Annotated in this window: 21 protein-coding genes; 17 read left to right on the top strand and 4 right to left on the bottom strand. The window is 43.4% G+C overall.

All coding sequences use genetic code 11. The annotated features are described in order from the left end of the window. Nucleotides 1-10: 10 nt before the first annotated feature. The 5 genes from ACE1TF_RS13395 (at nucleotide 11) to ACE1TF_RS13375 (ending at nucleotide 4010) form a co-directional block, all read left to right on the top strand. Complete coding sequence (locus tag ACE1TF_RS13395) at nucleotides 11-796, top strand: carbon-nitrogen family hydrolase (protein ID WP_375017433.1); 786 nt, start codon at nucleotides 11-13, stop codon at nucleotides 794-796. Between the two features lie 15 nt (nucleotides 797-811). Beyond that, nucleotides 812-1678 (top strand): fumarylacetoacetate hydrolase family protein, encoded by an 867-nt coding sequence (locus ACE1TF_RS13390; protein ID WP_375017431.1) that lies wholly within the window; start codon nucleotides 812-814, stop codon nucleotides 1676-1678. 18 nt (nucleotides 1679-1696) lie between these two features. Beyond that, nucleotides 1697-2488, top strand: a complete 792-nt coding sequence (locus tag ACE1TF_RS13385; protein ID WP_042396678.1) for an SDR family oxidoreductase — start codon at nucleotides 1697-1699, stop codon at nucleotides 2486-2488. 407 nt (nucleotides 2489-2895) lie between these two features. Further along, nucleotides 2896-3351: a dTDP-4-dehydrorhamnose 3,5-epimerase family protein gene (locus ACE1TF_RS13380; protein WP_375017429.1), complete on the top strand. Its 456-nt coding sequence runs from the start codon at nucleotides 2896-2898 to the stop codon at nucleotides 3349-3351. A gap of 89 nt (nucleotides 3352-3440) precedes the next feature. After that, complete coding sequence (locus ACE1TF_RS13375) at nucleotides 3441-4010, top strand: histidine phosphatase family protein (RefSeq protein WP_042396674.1); 570 nt, start codon at nucleotides 3441-3443, stop codon at nucleotides 4008-4010. Here the strand turns inward: ACE1TF_RS13375 and ACE1TF_RS13370 are convergent. Further along, on the bottom strand, nucleotides 4005-4976 hold the full coding sequence (locus ACE1TF_RS13370; RefSeq protein ID WP_375017427.1) for a YeiH family protein: 972 nt from the start codon (nucleotides 4974-4976) through the stop codon (nucleotides 4005-4007). The two genes, ACE1TF_RS13375 and ACE1TF_RS13370, sit on opposite strands and share 6 nt — an antisense overlap. Before the next feature lie 104 nt (nucleotides 4977-5080). Here ACE1TF_RS13370 and ACE1TF_RS13365 point away from each other — a divergent pair, with 104 nt between their 5' ends. The 10 genes from ACE1TF_RS13365 to ACE1TF_RS13320 all read left to right on the top strand — a co-directional run bounded on the left by ACE1TF_RS13365 (nucleotide 5081) and on the right by ACE1TF_RS13320 (nucleotide 14016). Continuing rightward, nucleotides 5081-5983: a LysR family transcriptional regulator gene (locus ACE1TF_RS13365; protein WP_042396671.1), complete on the top strand. Its 903-nt coding sequence runs from the start codon at nucleotides 5081-5083 to the stop codon at nucleotides 5981-5983. Nucleotides 5984-5994: 11 nt separating this feature from the next. Further along, the gene (locus ACE1TF_RS13360; protein ID WP_375017425.1) at nucleotides 5995-6804 is read left to right on the top strand and encodes an inositol monophosphatase family protein; all 810 of its coding nucleotides are present in this window, start codon (nucleotides 5995-5997) and stop codon (nucleotides 6802-6804) included. A 13-nt stretch (nucleotides 6805-6817) separates the two neighbouring features. After that, a complete protein-coding gene (gene purU, locus ACE1TF_RS13355) occupies nucleotides 6818-7702 on the top strand; it encodes a formyltetrahydrofolate deformylase (protein WP_375017423.1) in 885 nt (294 codons plus the stop codon). A 77-nt stretch (nucleotides 7703-7779) separates the two neighbouring features. Then, nucleotides 7780-8094 (top strand): c-type cytochrome, encoded by a 315-nt coding sequence (locus tag ACE1TF_RS13350; RefSeq protein WP_375017421.1) that lies wholly within the window; start codon nucleotides 7780-7782, stop codon nucleotides 8092-8094. A 194-nt stretch (nucleotides 8095-8288) separates the two neighbouring features. Continuing rightward, complete coding sequence (locus tag ACE1TF_RS13345; RefSeq protein ID WP_375017419.1) at nucleotides 8289-9230, top strand: ABC transporter substrate-binding protein; 942 nt, start codon at nucleotides 8289-8291, stop codon at nucleotides 9228-9230. Between the two features lie 10 nt (nucleotides 9231-9240). Further along, entirely contained in the window at nucleotides 9241-10167 is a 927-nt protein-coding gene (locus tag ACE1TF_RS13340; protein ID WP_375017417.1) for an ABC transporter substrate-binding protein, read from the top strand. Between the two features lie 7 nt (nucleotides 10168-10174). Next, the gene (locus ACE1TF_RS13335; protein WP_375017415.1) at nucleotides 10175-11188 is read left to right on the top strand and encodes a FecCD family ABC transporter permease; all 1014 of its coding nucleotides are present in this window, start codon (nucleotides 10175-10177) and stop codon (nucleotides 11186-11188) included. Nucleotides 11189-11190: 2 nt separating this feature from the next. Then, nucleotides 11191-12189: a FecCD family ABC transporter permease gene (locus tag ACE1TF_RS13330; protein WP_375017413.1), complete on the top strand. Its 999-nt coding sequence runs from the start codon at nucleotides 11191-11193 to the stop codon at nucleotides 12187-12189. A gap of 16 nt (nucleotides 12190-12205) precedes the next feature. Then, nucleotides 12206-13003, top strand: a complete 798-nt coding sequence (locus tag ACE1TF_RS13325; RefSeq protein ID WP_042396659.1) for an ABC transporter ATP-binding protein — start codon at nucleotides 12206-12208, stop codon at nucleotides 13001-13003. A 2-nt stretch (nucleotides 13004-13005) separates the two neighbouring features. Then, nucleotides 13006-14016, top strand: coding sequence for an NAD(P)/FAD-dependent oxidoreductase (locus ACE1TF_RS13320; protein WP_042396657.1), 1011 nt, complete (start codon nucleotides 13006-13008; stop codon nucleotides 14014-14016). A gap of 163 nt (nucleotides 14017-14179) precedes the next feature. On the opposite strand, the gene ACE1TF_RS13315 is transcribed toward ACE1TF_RS13320, so the two are convergent. Together ACE1TF_RS13315 and nhaC are read right to left on the bottom strand one after the other, a co-directional pair. Beyond that, the gene (locus ACE1TF_RS13315; protein ID WP_042396655.1) at nucleotides 14180-14533 is read right to left on the bottom strand and encodes a tautomerase family protein; all 354 of its coding nucleotides are present in this window, start codon (nucleotides 14531-14533) and stop codon (nucleotides 14180-14182) included. Between the two features lie 75 nt (nucleotides 14534-14608). Then, nucleotides 14609-15994 carry a Na+/H+ antiporter NhaC gene (nhaC, locus tag ACE1TF_RS13310; RefSeq protein WP_375017410.1) on the bottom strand — a complete coding sequence of 462 codons (1386 nt, stop codon included), beginning with the start codon at nucleotides 15992-15994 and terminating at the stop codon, nucleotides 14609-14611. Between the two features lie 127 nt (nucleotides 15995-16121). Here nhaC and ACE1TF_RS13305 point away from each other — a divergent pair, with 127 nt between their 5' ends. Then, nucleotides 16122-16577 carry a hypothetical protein gene (locus ACE1TF_RS13305; protein ID WP_375017408.1) on the top strand — a complete coding sequence of 152 codons (456 nt, stop codon included), beginning with the start codon at nucleotides 16122-16124 and terminating at the stop codon, nucleotides 16575-16577. 187 nt (nucleotides 16578-16764) lie between these two features. Then, nucleotides 16765-17442, top strand: a complete 678-nt coding sequence (locus tag ACE1TF_RS13300; protein ID WP_375017406.1) for a DUF421 domain-containing protein — start codon at nucleotides 16765-16767, stop codon at nucleotides 17440-17442. Nucleotides 17443-17511: 69 nt separating this feature from the next. Here ACE1TF_RS13300 and xerS read toward each other — a convergent pair whose 3' ends face one another. Then, a complete protein-coding gene (gene xerS, locus ACE1TF_RS13295) occupies nucleotides 17512-18597 on the bottom strand; it encodes a tyrosine recombinase XerS (protein ID WP_042396653.1) in 1086 nt (361 codons plus the stop codon). Between the last annotated feature and the right edge of the window lie 108 nt (nucleotides 18598-18705).

The raw sequence follows: 18705 nt of genomic DNA, 5'->3' as shown, positions 1-18705 counted from the left end.
GACGATCCAAATGAAAGTCTTACAATATCAAATGCGTGTAGTAGCAGGAAGCCCTCTTCAAAATCGACAACGGGTCGAAGAGTGGATGCGTGAAGAAGTGAACAAATATGCACCTGACGTCGTTATTTTACCTGAGATGTGGACGACCGGGTATGCGCTCGAACAACTTGAAGACATTGCCGAACAAGAAGGAGGGGTGACGGAGTCGTTTCTAATCGAGCAAGCGAAGACGCATAATGTGATGATCGTTGCCGGCAGCATGGCTGTGAAAACAGCGGACGGCATCGTGAACCGTAGTCTTGTTTATGATCATACCGGTACGTGCGTTCATCGGTATGACAAAATCCATCTCGTGCCGATGTTAAATGAGCCTGACTATCTCGTACGTGGCCAAGAGAAACCGACAGTCTTCCCTGTATCATCTGCTCGAGCTGGCGTATTGATTTGTTATGATTTACGTTTTCCTGAGTTGTTTCGATCGCTAGCGTTGCAAGGAGCGGAAGTGATTTTTGTCGTTGGAGAGTGGCCAGCGGCAAGAAGAGACCATTGGGATACGTTGTTAAAGGCGAGAGCAATCGAAAATCAATGTTATATTGTCGCGTGTGATGCTGTTGGCTCACACAATGACGTAGATTACTCTGGAAATTCATTAGTCTATTCTCCGTGGGGGAACTTGATTGTCCGTGCGTCACCCGTTGACGAGGAGACGGTCGTTGCCGATCTGGACTTTTCAGAAGTACAACAGTTTCGAAAAGCAGTGCCAAATTTAACGAATCGCGTGCCATCACTCTATTAGAAATGGGGAGTTTTCGTGAAGTTAGTGACGGTTATTGAAAATGATCAAGAAAAAGCAGGAATTTTACTTGACGATGTGGTCGTGCCGATTGAGTGCATTAACGATCATTATCGGTTAGACTTTGAAGTGAAGATGAAATCGCTGATTGAAAACGACCAACTCTCGGAGCTTGCCAGGTGGGTAGCGAACAAGCAACACATCGCCACTGAAATACGTGGGGTATTGCCTCTTGGTGAAGTCACTTGGGGACCTCTTTACCGAGACCCTGAGAAAATATGGGGGATCGGCCTTAATTATGTCGATCATGCCGCTGACTTAAACGAAGTGGCCCCCAATACAGAACCGGCAAGTTTTATGAAACCTGTAACGACAATTATCGGTCCAGGAGAGGCGGTACAATTGCCTCCACAATCCGAGCGCACGACCGGCGAGGCAGAGCTAGGTATAATTATTGGGAAAACGTGTAAGGACGTTGAGGAACATGAGGCATTCGATGTGATTGCAGGTTATACGACGATTATTGACATGACAGCAGAAGATATTTTAGAGAAGAATCCGAGGTATCTTACGCGGTCCAAAAGCTTTGATACGTTTTTCAGCTTCGGTCCGGTCTTTTTGACCCGTGATGAGGTAGAAGATCTTCACAGTCTCGAAGTGCGTACGATGCACAATGGCGAGCTACATCGAAAAAATACGATTGCTCACATGACATTCTCGCCAGAGATGCTCGTATCCTTTCATTCTAAAGTGATGACACTCCACCCTGGGGATATTATCTCGACGGGTACACCTGGTGCTGTACATCTCCAAGAAGGGGATATTGTCGGGTGTGAGATTGACGGCTTTTTACCGCTCACCAATCCTGTGAAAGCAGCTGATTAAAAAAAAGGATGTGTTGGCATGAATCTATCATTAGACAATAAGCGAGTGCTCGTTCTCGCTGCGAGTAAGGGACTAGGTCGTGCGATTGCGACGGCTTTTGCGCACGAAGGCAGCCACGTCGTTATTACGAGCCGAGACGAAAGTGCTCTAGAAGAAACAGCAAATACGATCAAACAAGAAACGGGGAACGAGAACGTTCATTTTTTCTCAAGTGACATTACGAAGGAAAAGGATTTACAAGCGCTTGTGAATGAAACCGTTGAAACACTTGGCGGAGTCGACATCCTCATTAACAATAGCGGGGGGCCAAGAGCAGGTCTGTTTGAAGATATGACGGGTGAAGATTGGCAGCAAGCGTACGAATTGAATTTACTTAGTTATGTACGGACGACACAAGCGGTGTTACCTTACATGAAAAAACAACAATTTGGTCGGATCGTTAACATTACATCGTCGTCAATTAAACAGGCGCTTGACGGAATGGTTCTCTCCAATACGTTTCGCGCAGGGGTGCTCGGCTTGACGAAAAGCCTTGCTACAGAACTTGCTGGGGAAGACATTCTTGTCAATACAGTAGGACCTGGACGTATTGCAACCGACCGGGTGGCAGAGCTTGACGCTATTGCGGCGAACAAACAAGACAAAGAACCTGAAGACATTAAAAAAGAGTCAGAGAAAAAGATTCCGGCGGGTCGCTACGGAGAACCAGAAGAGTTTGCTAAAACAGTTGTGTTCCTCGCATCAGGAGCGAATACGTATGTGACCGGGCAGTCGTTACTCGTCGATGGAGGACTCGTCCGCTCATTATAGTCTCTTGACTTTTCTCCTCAATATGGTATGCTAGACGTTGTGTAGTTGCTAGCTACTCACACAGATCCCTCGACTTTACCCTTCCCATGTGAATTTCACGAGAAGAGAATGGAAGCGAGGCTTGTGCTCATATTGAGCTTAAATAAGCAAGTTGACGTAACATAAGATAACGACCATTCAACCATTTCATCCAGATCTTTAAGGGGCGGCCATTGGAGCCGTAAGGGCAAAAGAGCAGGTAGGGCTTTTGTTGATCTGGGGTACATTGCTATGAAATAAACGTGATAACCATCAACCCCGTGTGGAGCTGATGGTTTTTTGGTGTGCCTAGTGAACCGGTTAGGTGTGGTCATGAATCAAGGTCCAGTTGAATAAGATGAGTGATGAATGTGAAAGGAGAGGTTCCTTTGATCGAAGGTGTCAAAGTAAAACAGATCGTAAAACATCATGATGATCGCGGCTATTTTGCTGAACTTGTCCGTGAAGACGAATCGATACTCACGCAATTTGGCCAGATGTCTTTGTCAATGAGTTATCCAGGCGTTATTAAAGCCTTTCATTATCATGAAAAACAAGATGATGTTTGGTTCTTTCCAGCTGGAAACGCACAAGTGGTTTTGTATGATACACGTCGGTCTTCACCGACGTACAAAGAAACCGATGTGTATTATATGGGCGAGTCCAATCCCATTGTGCTTCTTATTCCCCGTTTTGTTGCCCACGGATACCGAGTGCTTGGCAACACGCCGCTCTCAATTATCTATTTGACGACGCACGCGTATGAAAAAGACGAACCCGATGAAAAGCGCATCGCTTGGAATGATCCCCGAATTGGGTTTGATTGGAACACGAAACATTATTAAATGAGAAAGGGCGCTATCCAAAGATAGCGCCCTTTCGCTCGGCCTCTGTATGTTAAACTAAGGGAAAATGACTAAAGGGAGTGGGAAGTGTGACGACAATTGGATTTATTCGACACGGTCGGACAGCGTGGAATCATACAGGGCGGGCACAAGGAAGTTCTGATATTCCTTTGGATGAAGAAGGGATCGTTACAGCTGAACGCTTAAGAGAACGACTCCGTGATGAACAATGGGACCACGTGTACGCCAGTGATCTAAGGCGCGCCTATCAAACCGCAGACATTGCGAGTGGCGATCATTTGCCTCGCCCGATCCACACGGACGAGCGTTTACGCGAAATCGGTGGAGGTTTGATCGAAGGAACGACTGAAGCCGAGCGAATCGAGCGGTGGGGAACAAACTGGCGAGACAAAGACTTGCAAATGGAATCTGCTGAAGCGGCTGCCCGACGTGGGTTGCTCGCGATCGCTGATATTGTAAACAACCATCCTGGTGAGCGTGTACTAATCGTCGCTCACGGAACACTGCTCAGACTTTTAATTGAGAGCATGACGGAAACGAATGATCGGTTACCTTTAGACAATACGTCGGTAAGCTATGTTTCGAAGATAGATGAACGTTGGACGTGTTCAGTTTATAATTGTACGAAACACTTATAGTAAGATTGTGACATAAACATACCCAAATACGAACAAGACGAGCGAAGCAAGGATGCAAATCAAGAATAAGCGTTTGCCGTGTTTTAGTGAACCGATGCTCACTTGTAGACCAAACCCTGCCATTGCCATACCGATCAATACGTACGCGATTTGCACGAAAATCTCAGACATAGCTGTCGGCAAAATCCCTGTCGTATGAATGGCACTTGTGAATAGAAAGCCGAATACAAACCAAGGAATCGGGAACTTGCCAATAGGTTGGCTATTTCTGTTTGACTTCTGAAAAACAAAGGCGAGGATGAGTAGCAAAGGGATGAGCAATAGTACACGGGTCAATTTAACAACGAGTGCATGATCAAGTGCTTCTGAAGTCCCTCTTGCTCCAGCTGCTGCAACGTGGGCAATTTCATGTAAGACACCGCCAGCAAGCATGCCGTATTGGCTGTCTGTCATACTTAATAACGGGTAACTTACGATGAGCAATAGCGTAAACAGTGTGCCGGTCATTGAAATAATGGCCACTGCTGTGGCGACTTCAGTTTGGCGGACGTTCATTTGCGTGCTCACGGCCCCAATGGCCGCTGCCCCGCAAATAGCGGTTCCTGATGCAACAAGAACGCCTGATGAGCGATCAGTATTTGTAATCATAACAAGGATGATGACGGCGATAAATCCGACGACAGTCGCCAAAATCGCAAACTGCAAAGTTTCAGTTCCGAGGGAGAGAATGTCGCCAAAGTGAAGACGAAACCCAAGGAATACGATGCCGATTTTAAGCAGGATTTTTGTGCTAAGTGTTACGCCAGACTGACACTCGTTTTGCAAACCGAAGATTGATCGGTATAACATACCGATAAATAACGCTAAAACGAGCGGTCCGATAATGGACAGTAACCCCCATTGACTAAGGAGCAGCGCGATTAATGTAAGTGCGAATGTGAGTAGAATTCCTTTTATGTAATGCACGAGTTTCGCTCCTTTCCTCATTACTGTACATAAAGATTGATGATAAATGAAATACATAATTATAATGCTTATCATTATAAATCTTAATGAATGGGGAGTTGTAGATGGTAGATGAACGACTCAAGATTTTTGTTACTGTTGTTGACGAGCAACATTTTACGAAAGCGGCTGAAAAATTGTTGATTTCACAACCAAATGTGAGCATCGCACTAAAAAAGCTTGAGGAAACGTACGGGACGACCCTTCTCATTCGATCGTCAAAATCGGTAAAGCTCACACCGACGGGTGAGCGGTTATACGTAAGGGCAAAGCAAATCTTAGCTTTGTACGAGCAAATCCATACAGAAATTGATACACTACATAATCATGTGCAAGGAAAGCTTCATATTGGAGCTAGCTTTTCAATTGGAGAATACCTCGTACCGAATATGTTGCACGATGTATACACTGACTTTCCGAATCTTGAAGTGGAAGTCACGATTGCCAATACTGAAGAAATCGTACAGAAGGTTGCAAATTTAGATGTTGAATTCGGGTTTATTGAAGGGAAAACCGAGCATAAAGATGTGTGGGTACAGCCTTTCATGGAGGATGAACTCAGAATTGCTGCAAGTCGACATCATCCATTGTTGGCGCGTGCTACCATTGATATACAAGATCTTTACGGACAAGCATGGGTGATGAGGGAACGAGGGTCTGGGACGCGTAACTATTTTGATGAGTTTTTATTTAAACATCACATCCAACCTAAATCGGTGACGACAATCGGAAGTAACCAAGGCGTTAAAGAAGCAGTCATGAGGAATTTAGGGTTATCCATTTTATCGAAACACGTCATTCAACAAGACGTTGAACGAGGGACGCTCGTTGTCATCCCGCTTGATGCAGTGAAGATGCAGCGAATGTTCTCGTTCATTTCTTCTAAAATATCATCCACGAGTCGTAACGAGCAGGCATTTGTTCACGTATTAAATGAGCGATGGGGAACAACGATAAAAGAATGGTGAGGGGAATCCGGATGATCAATGAAGCTAAATCCGTGGCAATAGCCGCTGCGCTTGAAGCAGGAAACTATATGAAACGTCAATTTTTGCAACCTTCTTTTGTTCATGAAAAAGGGAACGATGGTGACCTCGTTACGAATGTCGATTTTGAATGTGAGCGAATTATTCTCCAACATATTACGGCGACGTTTCCAACTCATCAAATACAAAGTGAAGAATTTGGGGATAACGGCTACGAAAGTGAATGGCTATGGCTCATTGATCCCCTTGATGGAACGAACAACTTTGCGTTAGACTTGCCGTTGTTCTCCGTATCCATTTCGTTAATGTATAAAAAGAAAGCAGTGTTGTCGGTCATCTACGAACCGATGGTTGATCAATTGTATTGTGCAATCGAAGGCGAAGGGTCTTACGTGAACAATGAGCAGTTTACAATGACACGTACTGAAAAAGAGCTGCGGCAACTATCTGTTGCATGGATTCAAGGACATCATGTGCAGCGAACGAGAGAAGCCGTTTTACTCCGCCAACACATTGACACGTATTGCAAACGAATGATTCGGACGTGGGCACCGACGTTAGTGTGGAACATGCTTGCAAAAGGAAAGCTAGACGGCATAGTTCTTTATGATTCTGAAGGATATGATCTATACTCGGGCATGTTAATGGTAAAGGAAGCGAGAGGAGAGATCATTGATTTTGACGGTCGTGACGTCTCTCAGATGCTGAGTCGCCCAAAATTGATTGCTTGTCACGCAAATAAAAAGTCACAAATGTTACAGCTCGTAAACGAAGGTTTACAGAGCAAGGAACCGATTAGATAAAGGAAGTGCTTACATGAATAAACACGAACAGCTCCAAGACATTTATAAAAACCGCGGTCGCTTGTTGATCAGCTGTGAGGACCAACCTGGTATTGTATCAGCTGTATCATCTACACTCGCAAATCATAAAGCGAACATTATTGAATCCAACCAGTATTCCACCGATCCCCATGGAGGGAAATTCTTTATGCGCATCGAGTTTGAATGCGCAGATCTTCAGGCGCATAAAGTGAACATAAAAAAAGACCTTGAAGCGATCGGACAGACGTTCCAGATGAAGTGGACGTTAACAGATGTACAACAATTAAAACGCGCGGCGATTTTTGTTTCAAAAGAGCTTCATTGTTTACGTGAAATTCTATTGGAGTGGGAAAATGGAGATCTTCCCATTGAAATACCTGTCGTAATTAGTAATCATCCTAGTGCTCGGGAGTTCGTCGAATCATTTGATATTCCTTTCGTGCATATTCCAGCATCTAGAGACAACCGTGAACAAAGCGAAAAAGAACAATTGAACCTTCTAAAACAGTATGAGATTGATGTGGTCGTGCTCGCGCGTTATATGCAAATTCTCACTCCCGATTTTGTCGAGCAATACGATCAGCGGATTATTAACATCCACCATTCATTTTTACCTGCATTTGTAGGAGCAAAACCGTACGATCGTGCCTATGAACGAGGGGTGAAGCTCATTGGAGCCACGTCCCATTATGTGACGAATGATTTAGATGAAGGTCCGATTATTGAACAAGATATTAAACGAGTCAATCACCGAGACGGGGTTGATGACTTAAAAAAGAACGGTCGGATCGTTGAAAGAAGTGTACTCATTCGCGCATTAAAATGGCATGTGGAAGACCGTGTTATGGTGAATGATAATAAAACGATTGTTTTCTAGGATGTAGGGTTACTTCATGATGAAAAAGGGTATTCCTCCCATATACTTACTTTTTAACTGACGAGGAGGATACACACATGAAAAAGATCAGTTCGATCCTAGTTGGAAGTCTTCTCGTTTTGGCTGCGTGTGGAGACGATGATGGATCAGAAGAAGCGACGGTTGATATGGACGCTGGGCAGCAACTTTATGAAGAGCATTGCCTAAGTTGCCACGGTCAAAACATGGAAGGGGACGTCGGCCCAGACATTACGATATATCCGTATCGTGATGTGCTTACTGCCATCGAGGAAGGACCGGGCACGATGCCTGAAGATATTATTGAAGGCGAAGAGGCGGAGACGGTCGCTCAGTACGTAGAAGCTGTAAATCAAGAAGATGAGGAAGAATAAGAAGAGCTGATAAAGGCGGGTAAGGATGAGTGAACATCCTTACCCGCCTTTTTTTGATGACAGTGAGGCGAGCGAACTTGCTCATTTCTACTGTTTTTAGTGAGCGGGTTCCTTTATTTTAAAATATAGATTGACAGTGATAATCATTATCACTTACTATGATTGAGAATACATTTCATTAAACGGAGGAAATTATGAAAAAAATTTACCCATATATGAGCGGGATTTTGTTAACCGTTGCTTTGACGTCAGCTTGCGGAAACGGCTCGGCGGACTCTGATGCAAGTGAATCAGCGCAAACATTGACAGATGGAGCAGGAAACGAGGTCCAAGTTCCAGATTCACCGGAGCGAATCATTGCCCCTTACTTAGAAGATCCATTACTTACATTAGGTGAAACCCCCGTCGTCCAATGGTCGGTTATGAATGGAAGCAGTCATCAAGATTATCTAGAAGAATCGCTCACAGATATTCCATTTATTGATTTTGAGTTGCCACTAGAGTCTGTCATTGAGGCAGATCCAGACCTTATTATCGTCCCAGATTCAGCTTCTCTTGGCGGGGGAGAGTACAACCAATACGATCAAATTGCTCCGACATATGTTCTCAGCAGCGACACTGAAAATGACTGGCGAGCGGCACTGTTAGAAGTCGGTGAGGTACTCGGTGAGGAACAAGCTGCCAATGAAACGATTGAGGAATATGAAGCCCATGTAGATGAAGTGAGAGAAGAGTTGATGAGTGAGGTAGGCAGTGACAAAGTCGCCGCACTATGGCTAACAAACGGCACATACTTCATTGTTGCACCGAGTGTGGCAAGTGGTACAGTACTGTTTGATGATTTAGACTTAGAGCCTGCGAATGCCATTGCGAATATCCCAGCCGATGCGGAGGCGCATTGGAATGAGCTGTCTCGAGAAGCACTTGCTGAATTAGATGCTGATTATATTTTTCTCGTCAACAGTGATGGTGAAAGCAGTGAAGCACTCATGACAGAAGATGTGTGGTCAAACATTCCTGCTGTCGACCAAGATCAAGTGTTTGAAGTCGATCCTGACGGTAGTTGGTTATACAATGGTTATCAAGCGAATCGCCAAACCATCGATGATGTTGCCGCTCATATTCTCGGGGAATAGGGGGAGTATGATGAAAAAAACACTGTGCTTAGCGTTATGTGGAATTGTTTTAATGGGATGTTCAGACGGTGCGAAAAGTGAAAACGAAGAAAGTATGCGGTCGGTTGAGATTGGAGACACCTCCTATGATGTGCCTGCCAACCCGGAGCGTGTCGTGACCGATTATTATGCAGGAGAGTTGCTTGCTGTTGACGCTGAAGTTGTAGGTGCGACAACGACTGCTTTTGACAATCCATTCCTTGAAGATCAACTCGCAAGCACTGAAAATATAGGCGAGCCGATTGATGTTGAACGCGTTTTAGAGTTGGATCCAGACTTAATTGTTGTCATGTATGATGACGACTTGGAACAATTACGAGAAATTGCACCAACAGTTTACATTCCTTATAATACAGCGACATCGATTGAAGGGGTAACAGAACTGTTTGGATCTCTGATGAATAACGAAGAAGCCGCTGCTGGATTTCTAGAAGGGTATGAGCAAGAAGCTAGAGAAGCAAGAGCGGAGCTAGAAGATCATTTGAATGGCGATGAGACATTTGGATTGTATGAAGTGACGAATCAACAAGAACTGTATGTTTTCGGTGAAAATTTTGGAAGGGGAGGACAAGTCATTTACGATGCACTTGAATTGCCTGCCCCACAATCAATCGCACAAGACGTGATGGAAGAAGAGGACGTGCTACAATTGTCCAGAGAAGCAATTCCTGACTACGGTGCAGATGTGATGTTTGTTACGAGCTATGACCCAGAAGGAAGTCACCAATCGTTAGATTTTTTTGTGGACTCGTCTGTATGGCAAGGGTTAGATGCGGTCGAAAACGACCGTGTCGTGATCAATGATTTTGATACATTTTATCCGTATGACCCGATCTCAATTCGTGGCCAGATCCCACTTTTTACAGAAATGATTATGGATTTAAATCTCAATAGGTAGTGACAAAATGAAGCAATCAGCGCCAAAAAAACGAGCAACATTTACAATCGTCTTTCTGCTAGGCACAGTACTCCTTTTCTTCGCAACGATACTATCACTTACATTTGGAGCGGCCTCGATTACACCAGCGGTCGTTTGGGACGCGATTTTTTATTTTGATCCGTCTCTTACTGAACATCAAATTATACGAGAAATTCGCATTCCACGTGTATTAGGCGCGATTGTCATCGGATCGGTTCTCGCGGTCTCTGGGGCGGTAATGCAAGGAATGACGAGAAATGCATTAGCAGAACCGTCGATTATTGGGATTACGGACGGTGCTGCCCTTGCTCTTGCCATTATGTTTGCCTTTTTTACTGCTGTGCCGTACGTTGGATTGTTGTTTGCTTCATTTATCGGTGCAGGTGTCGGTACAGTGCTCGTCTTCTTAGTCGGAACACTTGCAAAAGGAGGACTGACCCCAGCCAAGTTAGCGTTGGCAGGAGTCACAATTGGCGCGTTCTTAAGTGCAATATCTTCAGGAATTGCGATTTACTTTGACGTTGCTCAAGACATTAGTTTTTGGTTCGCTGGTGGTCTTGCCAGCATGGATTGGCGAACGCTTCAGCTTATTGTTCCGGCGTGCCTCATTGGTCTACTCATCGCTCTTTTTCTTGCTAAATCAATTACAATTATGAGCTTAGGCGCGGATGTGGCAAGAGGGTTAGGTCAAAGAACAGCGGTCGTCCGTGTTCTTGGGATTGTGAGTGTTATGTTAATGACAGGTGCAGCGGTGGCAGCAGCGGGAACCATTGGTTTTATAGGCCTTGTAATTCCTCATATTACAAGGGCGCTAACCGGTATGGATTATCGGTTTGTCATACCGGCATCCGCGGTATTAGGTAGTTTATTACTACTCGTTTCAGATATTATAGCAAGAATGGTCAACGCCCCCTATGAAACGCCTGTAGGTGCGATTACAGCCCTCGTTGGGGTTCCATTCTTCCTCTATCTTGCTAGACGAGAGGGGAGGGGCGTCTAATTATGCAAAAGCGACGAACCATGATCATTTCTGTTCTTTTGATCTTTATTGTATCAACGTTTCTTATAAGCATGACGCTTGGAACATTTACGATGTCGCCCGCTGAAGTGTTTCAAACGTTTTTCGGTTTAGGTAGCTCACAGCAGGAACTCGTGTTGTTCCAATTTCGTTTACCAAGAATGGTGCTGGCCATTCTTGTCGGTGCAGGTTTAGCTGTTTCAGGTGCAATTCTTCAAGCCCTTTCAAGAAATGACCTTGCCGACCCCGGAATTTTAGGAATAAATGCCGGTGCAGGGCTTGCGATTGTGCTGTTCATTTACTTCTTTCAAGGTTCTTATGCAGACTTAGGCTGGTCCATTTATATGTTGCCATTATTTGCCTTTCTAGGAGCGCTCGTAGCCGCTTTTCTCATTTATACAATTGCTTGGAAGCAAGGGGTTACGCCGGTTCGGTTAGTGTTAGTCGGCATTGGTATTAACTCAGGGTTTATGGCGTTGCTCATTGTGTTCCAATTACGCATGAATCCAAACGACTTTATGCAAGCGACCATCTGGTTGACAGGAAATATTTGGGGTTCAAGTTGGACGTACGTCCTTGCCATCTTCCCTTGGTTATTCGTGTTAATGCTTCTCGTTTTACGGGATGCCAATACGTTAAATGTGATGCGGTTAGGCGATGCTTCATCTGTATCTTTAGGCGTTCGGGTGGAACCAGTGAGGCGGCGTTTACTCGTTTTTGCGGTAGGTTTAGCAGGAGCTTCGGTCGCTGCAGGTGGAGCGATTTCCTTTATCGGTCTCGTTGCTCCCCACATTGCGAGAAGGCTCGTAGGCCCAAGACATGGGGTAATGATTCCAGTGGCTGCATTGGTCGGTGCTTTTTTCTTATTGTTCTCAGATATGATCGCAAGAAACGTGTTATCCCCGTCTGAAATACCGGTAGGTATTATCGTAGCAATGATTGGGGCACCTTATTTTCTCTATTTGCTTATGAAAACCGCATGATAAGGAAGGGATCCATATGACTGTATTACAAGCAGAAGCAATGTCGGTCCGTTATGACAAGGTGGATATCGTAAAACAGCTTCATTTATCGATACCCGCAGGTCAGATTACGACGATTATTGGCCCGAATGGTTGTGGGAAATCGACCATACTAAAGACGATGGCGAGAATACTAAAGCCTTCAAGTGGCGCTGTATACCTTGATGGAAAAGCGATTCATAGGGAACCTACAAAACAAGTTGCGAAAAAAATGGCGGTATTGCCGCAATCCCCAGAAGCGCCTGCGGGTTTGAAAGTGAAAGAGTTGGTCGCCTACGGGAGATATCCTCATCAGAGCGGGGTGCGTTCACTTACCGGTGAAGATCATCATGTCATTGAACACGCACTCGAGCAAACAGGAATGGAAACGTTTAAAGATCGAGAAATTGAAGCATTGTCAGGTGGCCAAAGGCAAAGAGTGTGGATTGCGATGGCTCTGGCGCAAGAAACGGAAGTTTTATTGTTAGATGAGCCAACGACATATTTAGACCTCGCTCACCAACTAGAAGTGTTGCAAGTATTAAAGACACTGAATGAAACAAAAAGAAGAACGATTGTCATGGTCATTCATGACCTGAACCACGCTGCACGCTTTGCAGATTATATGGTTGCTTTGAAACAAGGAGCGATTATGCAAGCAGGTTCACCTGAGGAAGTCATGCAAAAACAAGTGCTGAAAGACGTTTTTCATATTGATGCTGATGTCGTTTTGGACCCTCGAACAAATAAGCCATTTTGTTTAAGTTATGATCTGTTAAGAACAGGAGGCGAGTAGCGATGGAACTGTATGATGTGACAATTATTGGTGGCGGGCCTGCTGGACTGTACAGCGCATTTTACAGCGGTATGCGCGATCTCAAAACGAAGATTATTGAAGCGGAAGACCATTTAGGTGGCAAACTAAATGTGTTTAAAGAAAAAACGATTTGGGACATTGGCGGTCTGCCTCCAACGAAAGGGAAGCAAGTGATTGCTCATCTCATTGGGCAAGCGAAAACATTTTCGCCACACATCGTTTTAGGAGAACAAGTCGTCGATTTCTCTCGTGAAAAAGACGGGAACTTCCTCATTAAAACGAATCGATCAACTCATCGCTCTAAAGCAATCATCATTGCATCAGGTTACGGCATACTTCGGCAAGCAAAGTTAACGATACACGGAGCAGAGCAATATGAACAAGACAATTTGCTTTATGCGGTGACCGACATTGAACGTTTTCGTAATAAAGATGTGATGATTTCAGGTGGGGGGAATTCGGCGGTCGATTGGGCGAATGAAATTGAACCAATTGCGAAAAGCGTCACGGTCATCCACCGTCGTGATGAATTTGGCGGTCATGAAAAATTCGTTCAACAAATGCGGCAATCGAACGTTCAAGTGATGACACCGTTTCAAGTAAAAGGCCTTACCGGGTGCAGTAACAACTGTCGTGTAGAAGAGATAGAAATTGAACATTGCGAAAGCAGGCAATGCGAACGGCGAAAAATCGACGCACTCATTGTGAATCATGGTTATGATATTGATCTCTCATTTATGGATCAAGCGCCAGAGGGACTTGTGCTTGAAGAGATGAGAATTCCGACCGAATCGTCGATGCAAACCTGTGCACCAGGAATATTTACTGCAGGTGACATTTCTGGACACCCAGGGAAATTGCCGCTGATCGCCGGTGCATTTACCGATGCAGCATTAGCAGTCAACGCGGTGAAGACGTACATTACGCCAGAAGCGAATGCATTCGCGGGTGTGTCATCACATGATGAACGATTACAAGAACAAGGAAGTTAACAAATGGGTGCCTCTTTATATAAAAGGGGCACAGATTATTGTGCATCTGTTAATTTCACGTACCGTATTCAGTTTATGGCCGTGTTGTATAGACAGCAGGGGAGTTTGTCAATCCAACAAAAAGTGCTCAAAAAGGAAAAAATCATAATTTCACGTACTGTAATTAACTAGAAAAATAAAAAACAGGGGAGAAGCCAACAATTTTCACGCTAATATGTAAAGAAGTCGTTTGTAATACTGGCTGAAGTTGATTAGTAATGGCAGATGTGACCTGTTCTCCTAGTTTTTGCAACTGTGAATCATCATATGAACGGTCCAAGTCAATCGTAACCCGGCAAAACTCTTGATGCGCTTCACCATTGAACACATACGTTGATATCGGTTCTGCTCCGATGATGATTGGCTCGCTGCTCGTAACACCGGTATGATGAGCGGCTTCGTGAATTTCTTTTAACAGTATACGAATAGAGGTGCGCTGCTCCAAAAACGAAGAATAGCGAGTATGTATGTACGCCAATAAGTTCACCCCTTTGTGTCATTATATCCTACAGAAGAGTCGATGTTAATCAAAAAACAGATGATCAGTATGCAATTACTGATCATCCTCATCTCGTTCTTGAAGTGTAAATCCAGTATAAGCATAAAACAATGCAATGATCGGAGTGACAAGGCTAAGGAAAACAAAAAATACATAATCCACGCCGACATTAAGCGTCGTCATTACATACGCGCCAATAATCCCCCAAGGGACGAGAGGATGAAGAATCGTTCCGCCGTCCTCTAGTGTTCGGCTTAAATTCTTTGGATGCAACTGATGGTGAGCGTACACTTGCTTATACGTCTGTCCAGGCAAAATGATTGACAAGTACTGTTCGCCAGTAACGAGATTAATACCGAAGCAAGACAGCATCGTAGAAAGAATCGTATTTCCACGCGTTTGTAAAAAAGATTGGATGCCTTTGATCATGGCGTTGGCAATACCTATGCCGTGAATCAAACCTCCAAATGCAAGGGAAATCATAATAAGTGAAACACCGAACAACATGTGTTCAAGTCCGCCAATCGTTAACAGATCATCGATGTTTGCATTTCCCGTAGCGGGTTCAAATCCCGAATGAGCAGCTCCCATTACATCAGCTAACCCACTGCCAGGTGACGTAAAGAACGTCGTAAGTCCTGCTACGACGAGTCCGAAAACAAGTGCAGGAATTGGCTTCACTCTACATATGGCAAGCAAAATAATGACCGCAGGAGATAACAAGGTTACCGGGTGAATCGTAAATGCATCATTTAAGACGGTAATCATCGACTGTATCTCTCTATCATCTCCAGTTTGGCTTCCATACATAAAAAAACCTATCAGGCCAAAGATGATAATCGTAATAATGAGTGCAGGAATCGTCGTCCATAACATATGGCGGATATGTTCAAATAGATCTACCTCGGCCGTAGCCGCAGCCAAATTCGTCGTGTCAGACAATGGGGATAATTTGTCACCAAATATTGCACCACTGACGATTGCACCGGCGGTCATTGCTGGGTCGATGTCCATACCATACGCCATACCCATAAATGAAACGCCAACGGTCCCGATGGAGCTAAGTGAGCTACCAACCATCGTAGAAATAATGGCGACAATAACGACCGTAGCTGCTAAAAAGAATGTAGGGGATAATAAGTTTAGTCCGTATGACGTCATCGTTTGGATCGTTCCGTTTAACGCCCAAACCCCAATTAACATCCCGATAAGTAACAAAATGAGCATCGGGATAATCCCGTGTGAGATGGCTCGGATCATGTGTTGTTCAAGATCCTGCCAAGGTTGCTTCACAATGAGACCGTAGGTAGCCGTCACGATGGCCGCTAAAAGAATAGGGATATGCGGGTAGACCCCGTAATAAAGGATGCCAACAGACAAGATGGTAAGAATGATAGCTAAAACGATAAATGAACCTCGTATTGAAGCAGTTCGATGCATAAGGCAAGCTCCTAGTCTAAACTATATTACTTAAACGCGGTAAAGCAAAAAACCATTCATATACTATAACATGTTACAATAAGTATGCCAAAGGAAAAGATTACTATTATAGAAATGGGGAATCCAATTGGTACAAAAAACGATGCTTTCACAGATGACCGCGATTTTGCTTGAACATGCGTATCGTAAAACGCCTAGCGAAATCGAGTTGCAAAATGCCTTACAAGAGAAAGACACCGATTTCTTGCGGCAGTTAGCCGATGAAAGAATGGATTATAAAGACTTCTTTTCATACATGGAAACGCACGATGAAGATGCGGCACTCGCGTTAAAAGAAGGTTACGAAATTAAATTTAATACACTCAAAGGATTGAAGTTGTGGCTCCATGAGAAGTTTAATTGGGTAGAAGATGTAGATTACAAGCAATCCGAAGATGCCCTCATTGATTTTACCATTCATTCAGATCAACTCGGACAATTAAATACCAGTTTGGCAAAGAATTGGGTCGTCAAAACGAACGATGAAGATGAGAACAAGGAGTGGCGAGACGTAAGCCTTGAGATTAACAAATTTTTAGCATAAAAGTAAAAATTAAAATTTCACGCACTGTATTAAGGGAAGAAGGAGGTGAACTCGTTTAACCATTTTTTAACAGAAAAGTTTAACACCCATTACATGAATTTCACATACCGTATATTTATATAATAAGAACAATGCGTTTAGAGCAATCCATTGTTGACGATAATGATTTATAAAAAGCAGGGATTTTATGAATCTATTACAAACAGCTTCAGAGTTAATCGTTGGATTCGTAGCATTGCTTATCATGTTAAAGCTGCTAGGGAAGGCGACATTAGCCCAAATAACGCCGTTTGATTTTATTTCTGCATTAATTCTTGGGGATTTAATCGGAAATGCTATTTATGAAGAGGAAGCTAGAATTGGATCTATTTTATTTTCAATAAGCGTTTGGGGTGGGCTCATCTATTTATTAGAATGGACAACGCAAAAATATAGAGGAACGAGAAGCATTCTAGAAGGCAAACCATCGATTATTGTACGTGACGGACAATTAGATCGATTAGAACTAAAAAAGAATAAGCTTGATATTAATCAATTGCAGCAATTATTACGGCGGGTGAATGTATTTTCCATTCGAAATATTGCGTACGCCATTCTTGAAACAGACGGTACCGTTAGTGTGTTGCAAAAATCAACGTATGCAACCCCAACAAATGCCGACTTACACGTTCCTGAAAAGCAAGTCTCATTGCCAATTTCATTCATAACAGATGGCAAAGTTGAATGGGATAACCTAAGCCAAGCAGGTTTTGATGAACGATGGTTACTCAGTCGTTTACAAGAGAGGAACATTTATAACTATTACGACGTGCTCTATATGGATTGGCAAAAAGAAGAGGGCATTCATATTCAGAAAAACACTTAGCAGTTTGCATCAATGAAACTGCTAAGATCTTAAGTTTACATAATATATATATTGTAAATCAAAATGAAATTACTCATCATCTTTAGGCAAATCCATCCTGTCTACAGCATTTTTCAAATCATCGTTATGAATGTGCGTATAAATCATCGTCGTTTGGATCGATGAATGGCCAAGTTGACGTCGCAACTTCGGTACATCATTAATTTCGTTATGATACCTCGTTGCAAATGAATGCCGTAATTTATGAACAGATAATGAGGGTTTGCCAAAAGCAGTTGAATACTTTTCAACTAATTTCTCTATAGAGCGTGCCGTTAATCGTCTTGGGGTTCCTTTTGGGCCCATAGCCGCCGCGACAAATAACGCTTTGTTCGTTTGCTTGATTTTGTAGCGCTGTGCTCGAATTTGCAAATAGTCATCTAAGTCCGCTTTTGCTTGTTTGCTGAAATAAACGAATTGTTCTTTGTTCCCTTTACGAATCACTCGTGCGGTATATTTGCTATGATCAATATCATCAACATTTAGATTAACAACTTCTGAAAGCCGTAAGCCTGAACCTAAAATGAGCGACACAACCGCTGTATCTCGTTCGCGGTTCCTTAAATGAAAATTAACGAGTTTTTTGTTGTCAGTAACAAGCTTCCCGTACTCAGACGCAACAAATTGGCGAAATTCTTCATACTCATCACCAATTAAGATGTTTCCTTCCATTTTATTTGCCGTCGTTTCCATACTCTCTTTAATATCATTAAATTCAAGCTTTGCCATCACATTACGTTTTAAATAGGGCTGCAAATCACGGGTTTCAGCGATATTTTGAAGGTAATTGAAAAGCGATTTTAAGCCAGACAGCTTGCGATTAATGGTCACTTCTTTATTTTGCAATTCATATTGAAGAAACGTCAAAAATTGCTCGGCTTCTTGAACGGTCATTGATTCAAGCAACTCAAGAGGTAGTTCCTTTAGGTCACCAGGATAATCATTTTCCGTAACTAGCCAATGAAAGAAGATTTTATAATCGTGTACGTAGTTGAGTAGTGATGCTACGGATAATTTTCGTTTTTTATAATTAACATATTCTTCAACAAACCACGGAAGATCCTTAACATGGGTTTGAAGCTTCGTGTACATTTGCTGCTTAGACTGATTTTCCAAATGATCACCTCATAACCATATTTTACAAGATCCGATTCAAAAAAGCAATTTATTACGTCAAATTTATATTTTACGTAATAAAGTTATATGAAGGAGATTTAGACAAAG

Origin of the sequence: Geomicrobium sp. JSM 1781026, from assembly GCF_041949955.1 — a bacterium.
Taxonomy (GTDB): domain Bacteria; phylum Bacillota; class Bacilli; order Bacillales; family Marinococcaceae; genus Geomicrobium_A.
Note: the sequence above shows the minus strand (reverse complement) of the source record. Positions and strands in the feature narration are given on the sequence as shown.

Excerpts from the sequence above, each read along its gene's own strand:
- ACE1TF_RS13395 (WP_375017433.1), top strand. The coding sequence starts at position 11 with ATGAAAGTCTTACAATATCAAATGCGTGTAGTAGCAGGAAGCCCTCTT.
- ACE1TF_RS13385 (WP_042396678.1), top strand. The coding sequence starts at position 1,697 with ATGAATCTATCATTAGACAATAAGCGAGTGCTCGTTCTCGCTGCGAGT.
- ACE1TF_RS13365 (WP_042396671.1), top strand. The coding sequence starts at position 5,081 with ATGGTAGATGAACGACTCAAGATTTTTGTTACTGTTGTTGACGAGCAA.
- ACE1TF_RS13360 (WP_375017425.1), top strand. The coding sequence starts at position 5,995 with ATGATCAATGAAGCTAAATCCGTGGCAATAGCCGCTGCGCTTGAAGCA.
- purU (WP_375017423.1), top strand. The coding sequence starts at position 6,818 with ATGAATAAACACGAACAGCTCCAAGACATTTATAAAAACCGCGGTCGC.
- ACE1TF_RS13350 (WP_375017421.1), top strand. The coding sequence starts at position 7,780 with ATGAAAAAGATCAGTTCGATCCTAGTTGGAAGTCTTCTCGTTTTGGCT.
- ACE1TF_RS13345 (WP_375017419.1), top strand. The coding sequence starts at position 8,289 with ATGAAAAAAATTTACCCATATATGAGCGGGATTTTGTTAACCGTTGCT.
- ACE1TF_RS13340 (WP_375017417.1), top strand. The coding sequence starts at position 9,241 with ATGAAAAAAACACTGTGCTTAGCGTTATGTGGAATTGTTTTAATGGGA.
- ACE1TF_RS13335 (WP_375017415.1), top strand. The coding sequence starts at position 10,175 with ATGAAGCAATCAGCGCCAAAAAAACGAGCAACATTTACAATCGTCTTT.
- ACE1TF_RS13330 (WP_375017413.1), top strand. The coding sequence starts at position 11,191 with ATGCAAAAGCGACGAACCATGATCATTTCTGTTCTTTTGATCTTTATT.
- ACE1TF_RS13325 (WP_042396659.1), top strand. The coding sequence starts at position 12,206 with ATGACTGTATTACAAGCAGAAGCAATGTCGGTCCGTTATGACAAGGTG.
- ACE1TF_RS13320 (WP_042396657.1), top strand. The coding sequence starts at position 13,006 with ATGGAACTGTATGATGTGACAATTATTGGTGGCGGGCCTGCTGGACTG.
- nhaC (WP_375017410.1), bottom strand. The coding sequence starts at position 15,994 with ATGCATCGAACTGCTTCAATACGAGGTTCATTTATCGTTTTAGCTATC.
- ACE1TF_RS13300 (WP_375017406.1), top strand. The coding sequence starts at position 16,765 with ATGAATCTATTACAAACAGCTTCAGAGTTAATCGTTGGATTCGTAGCA.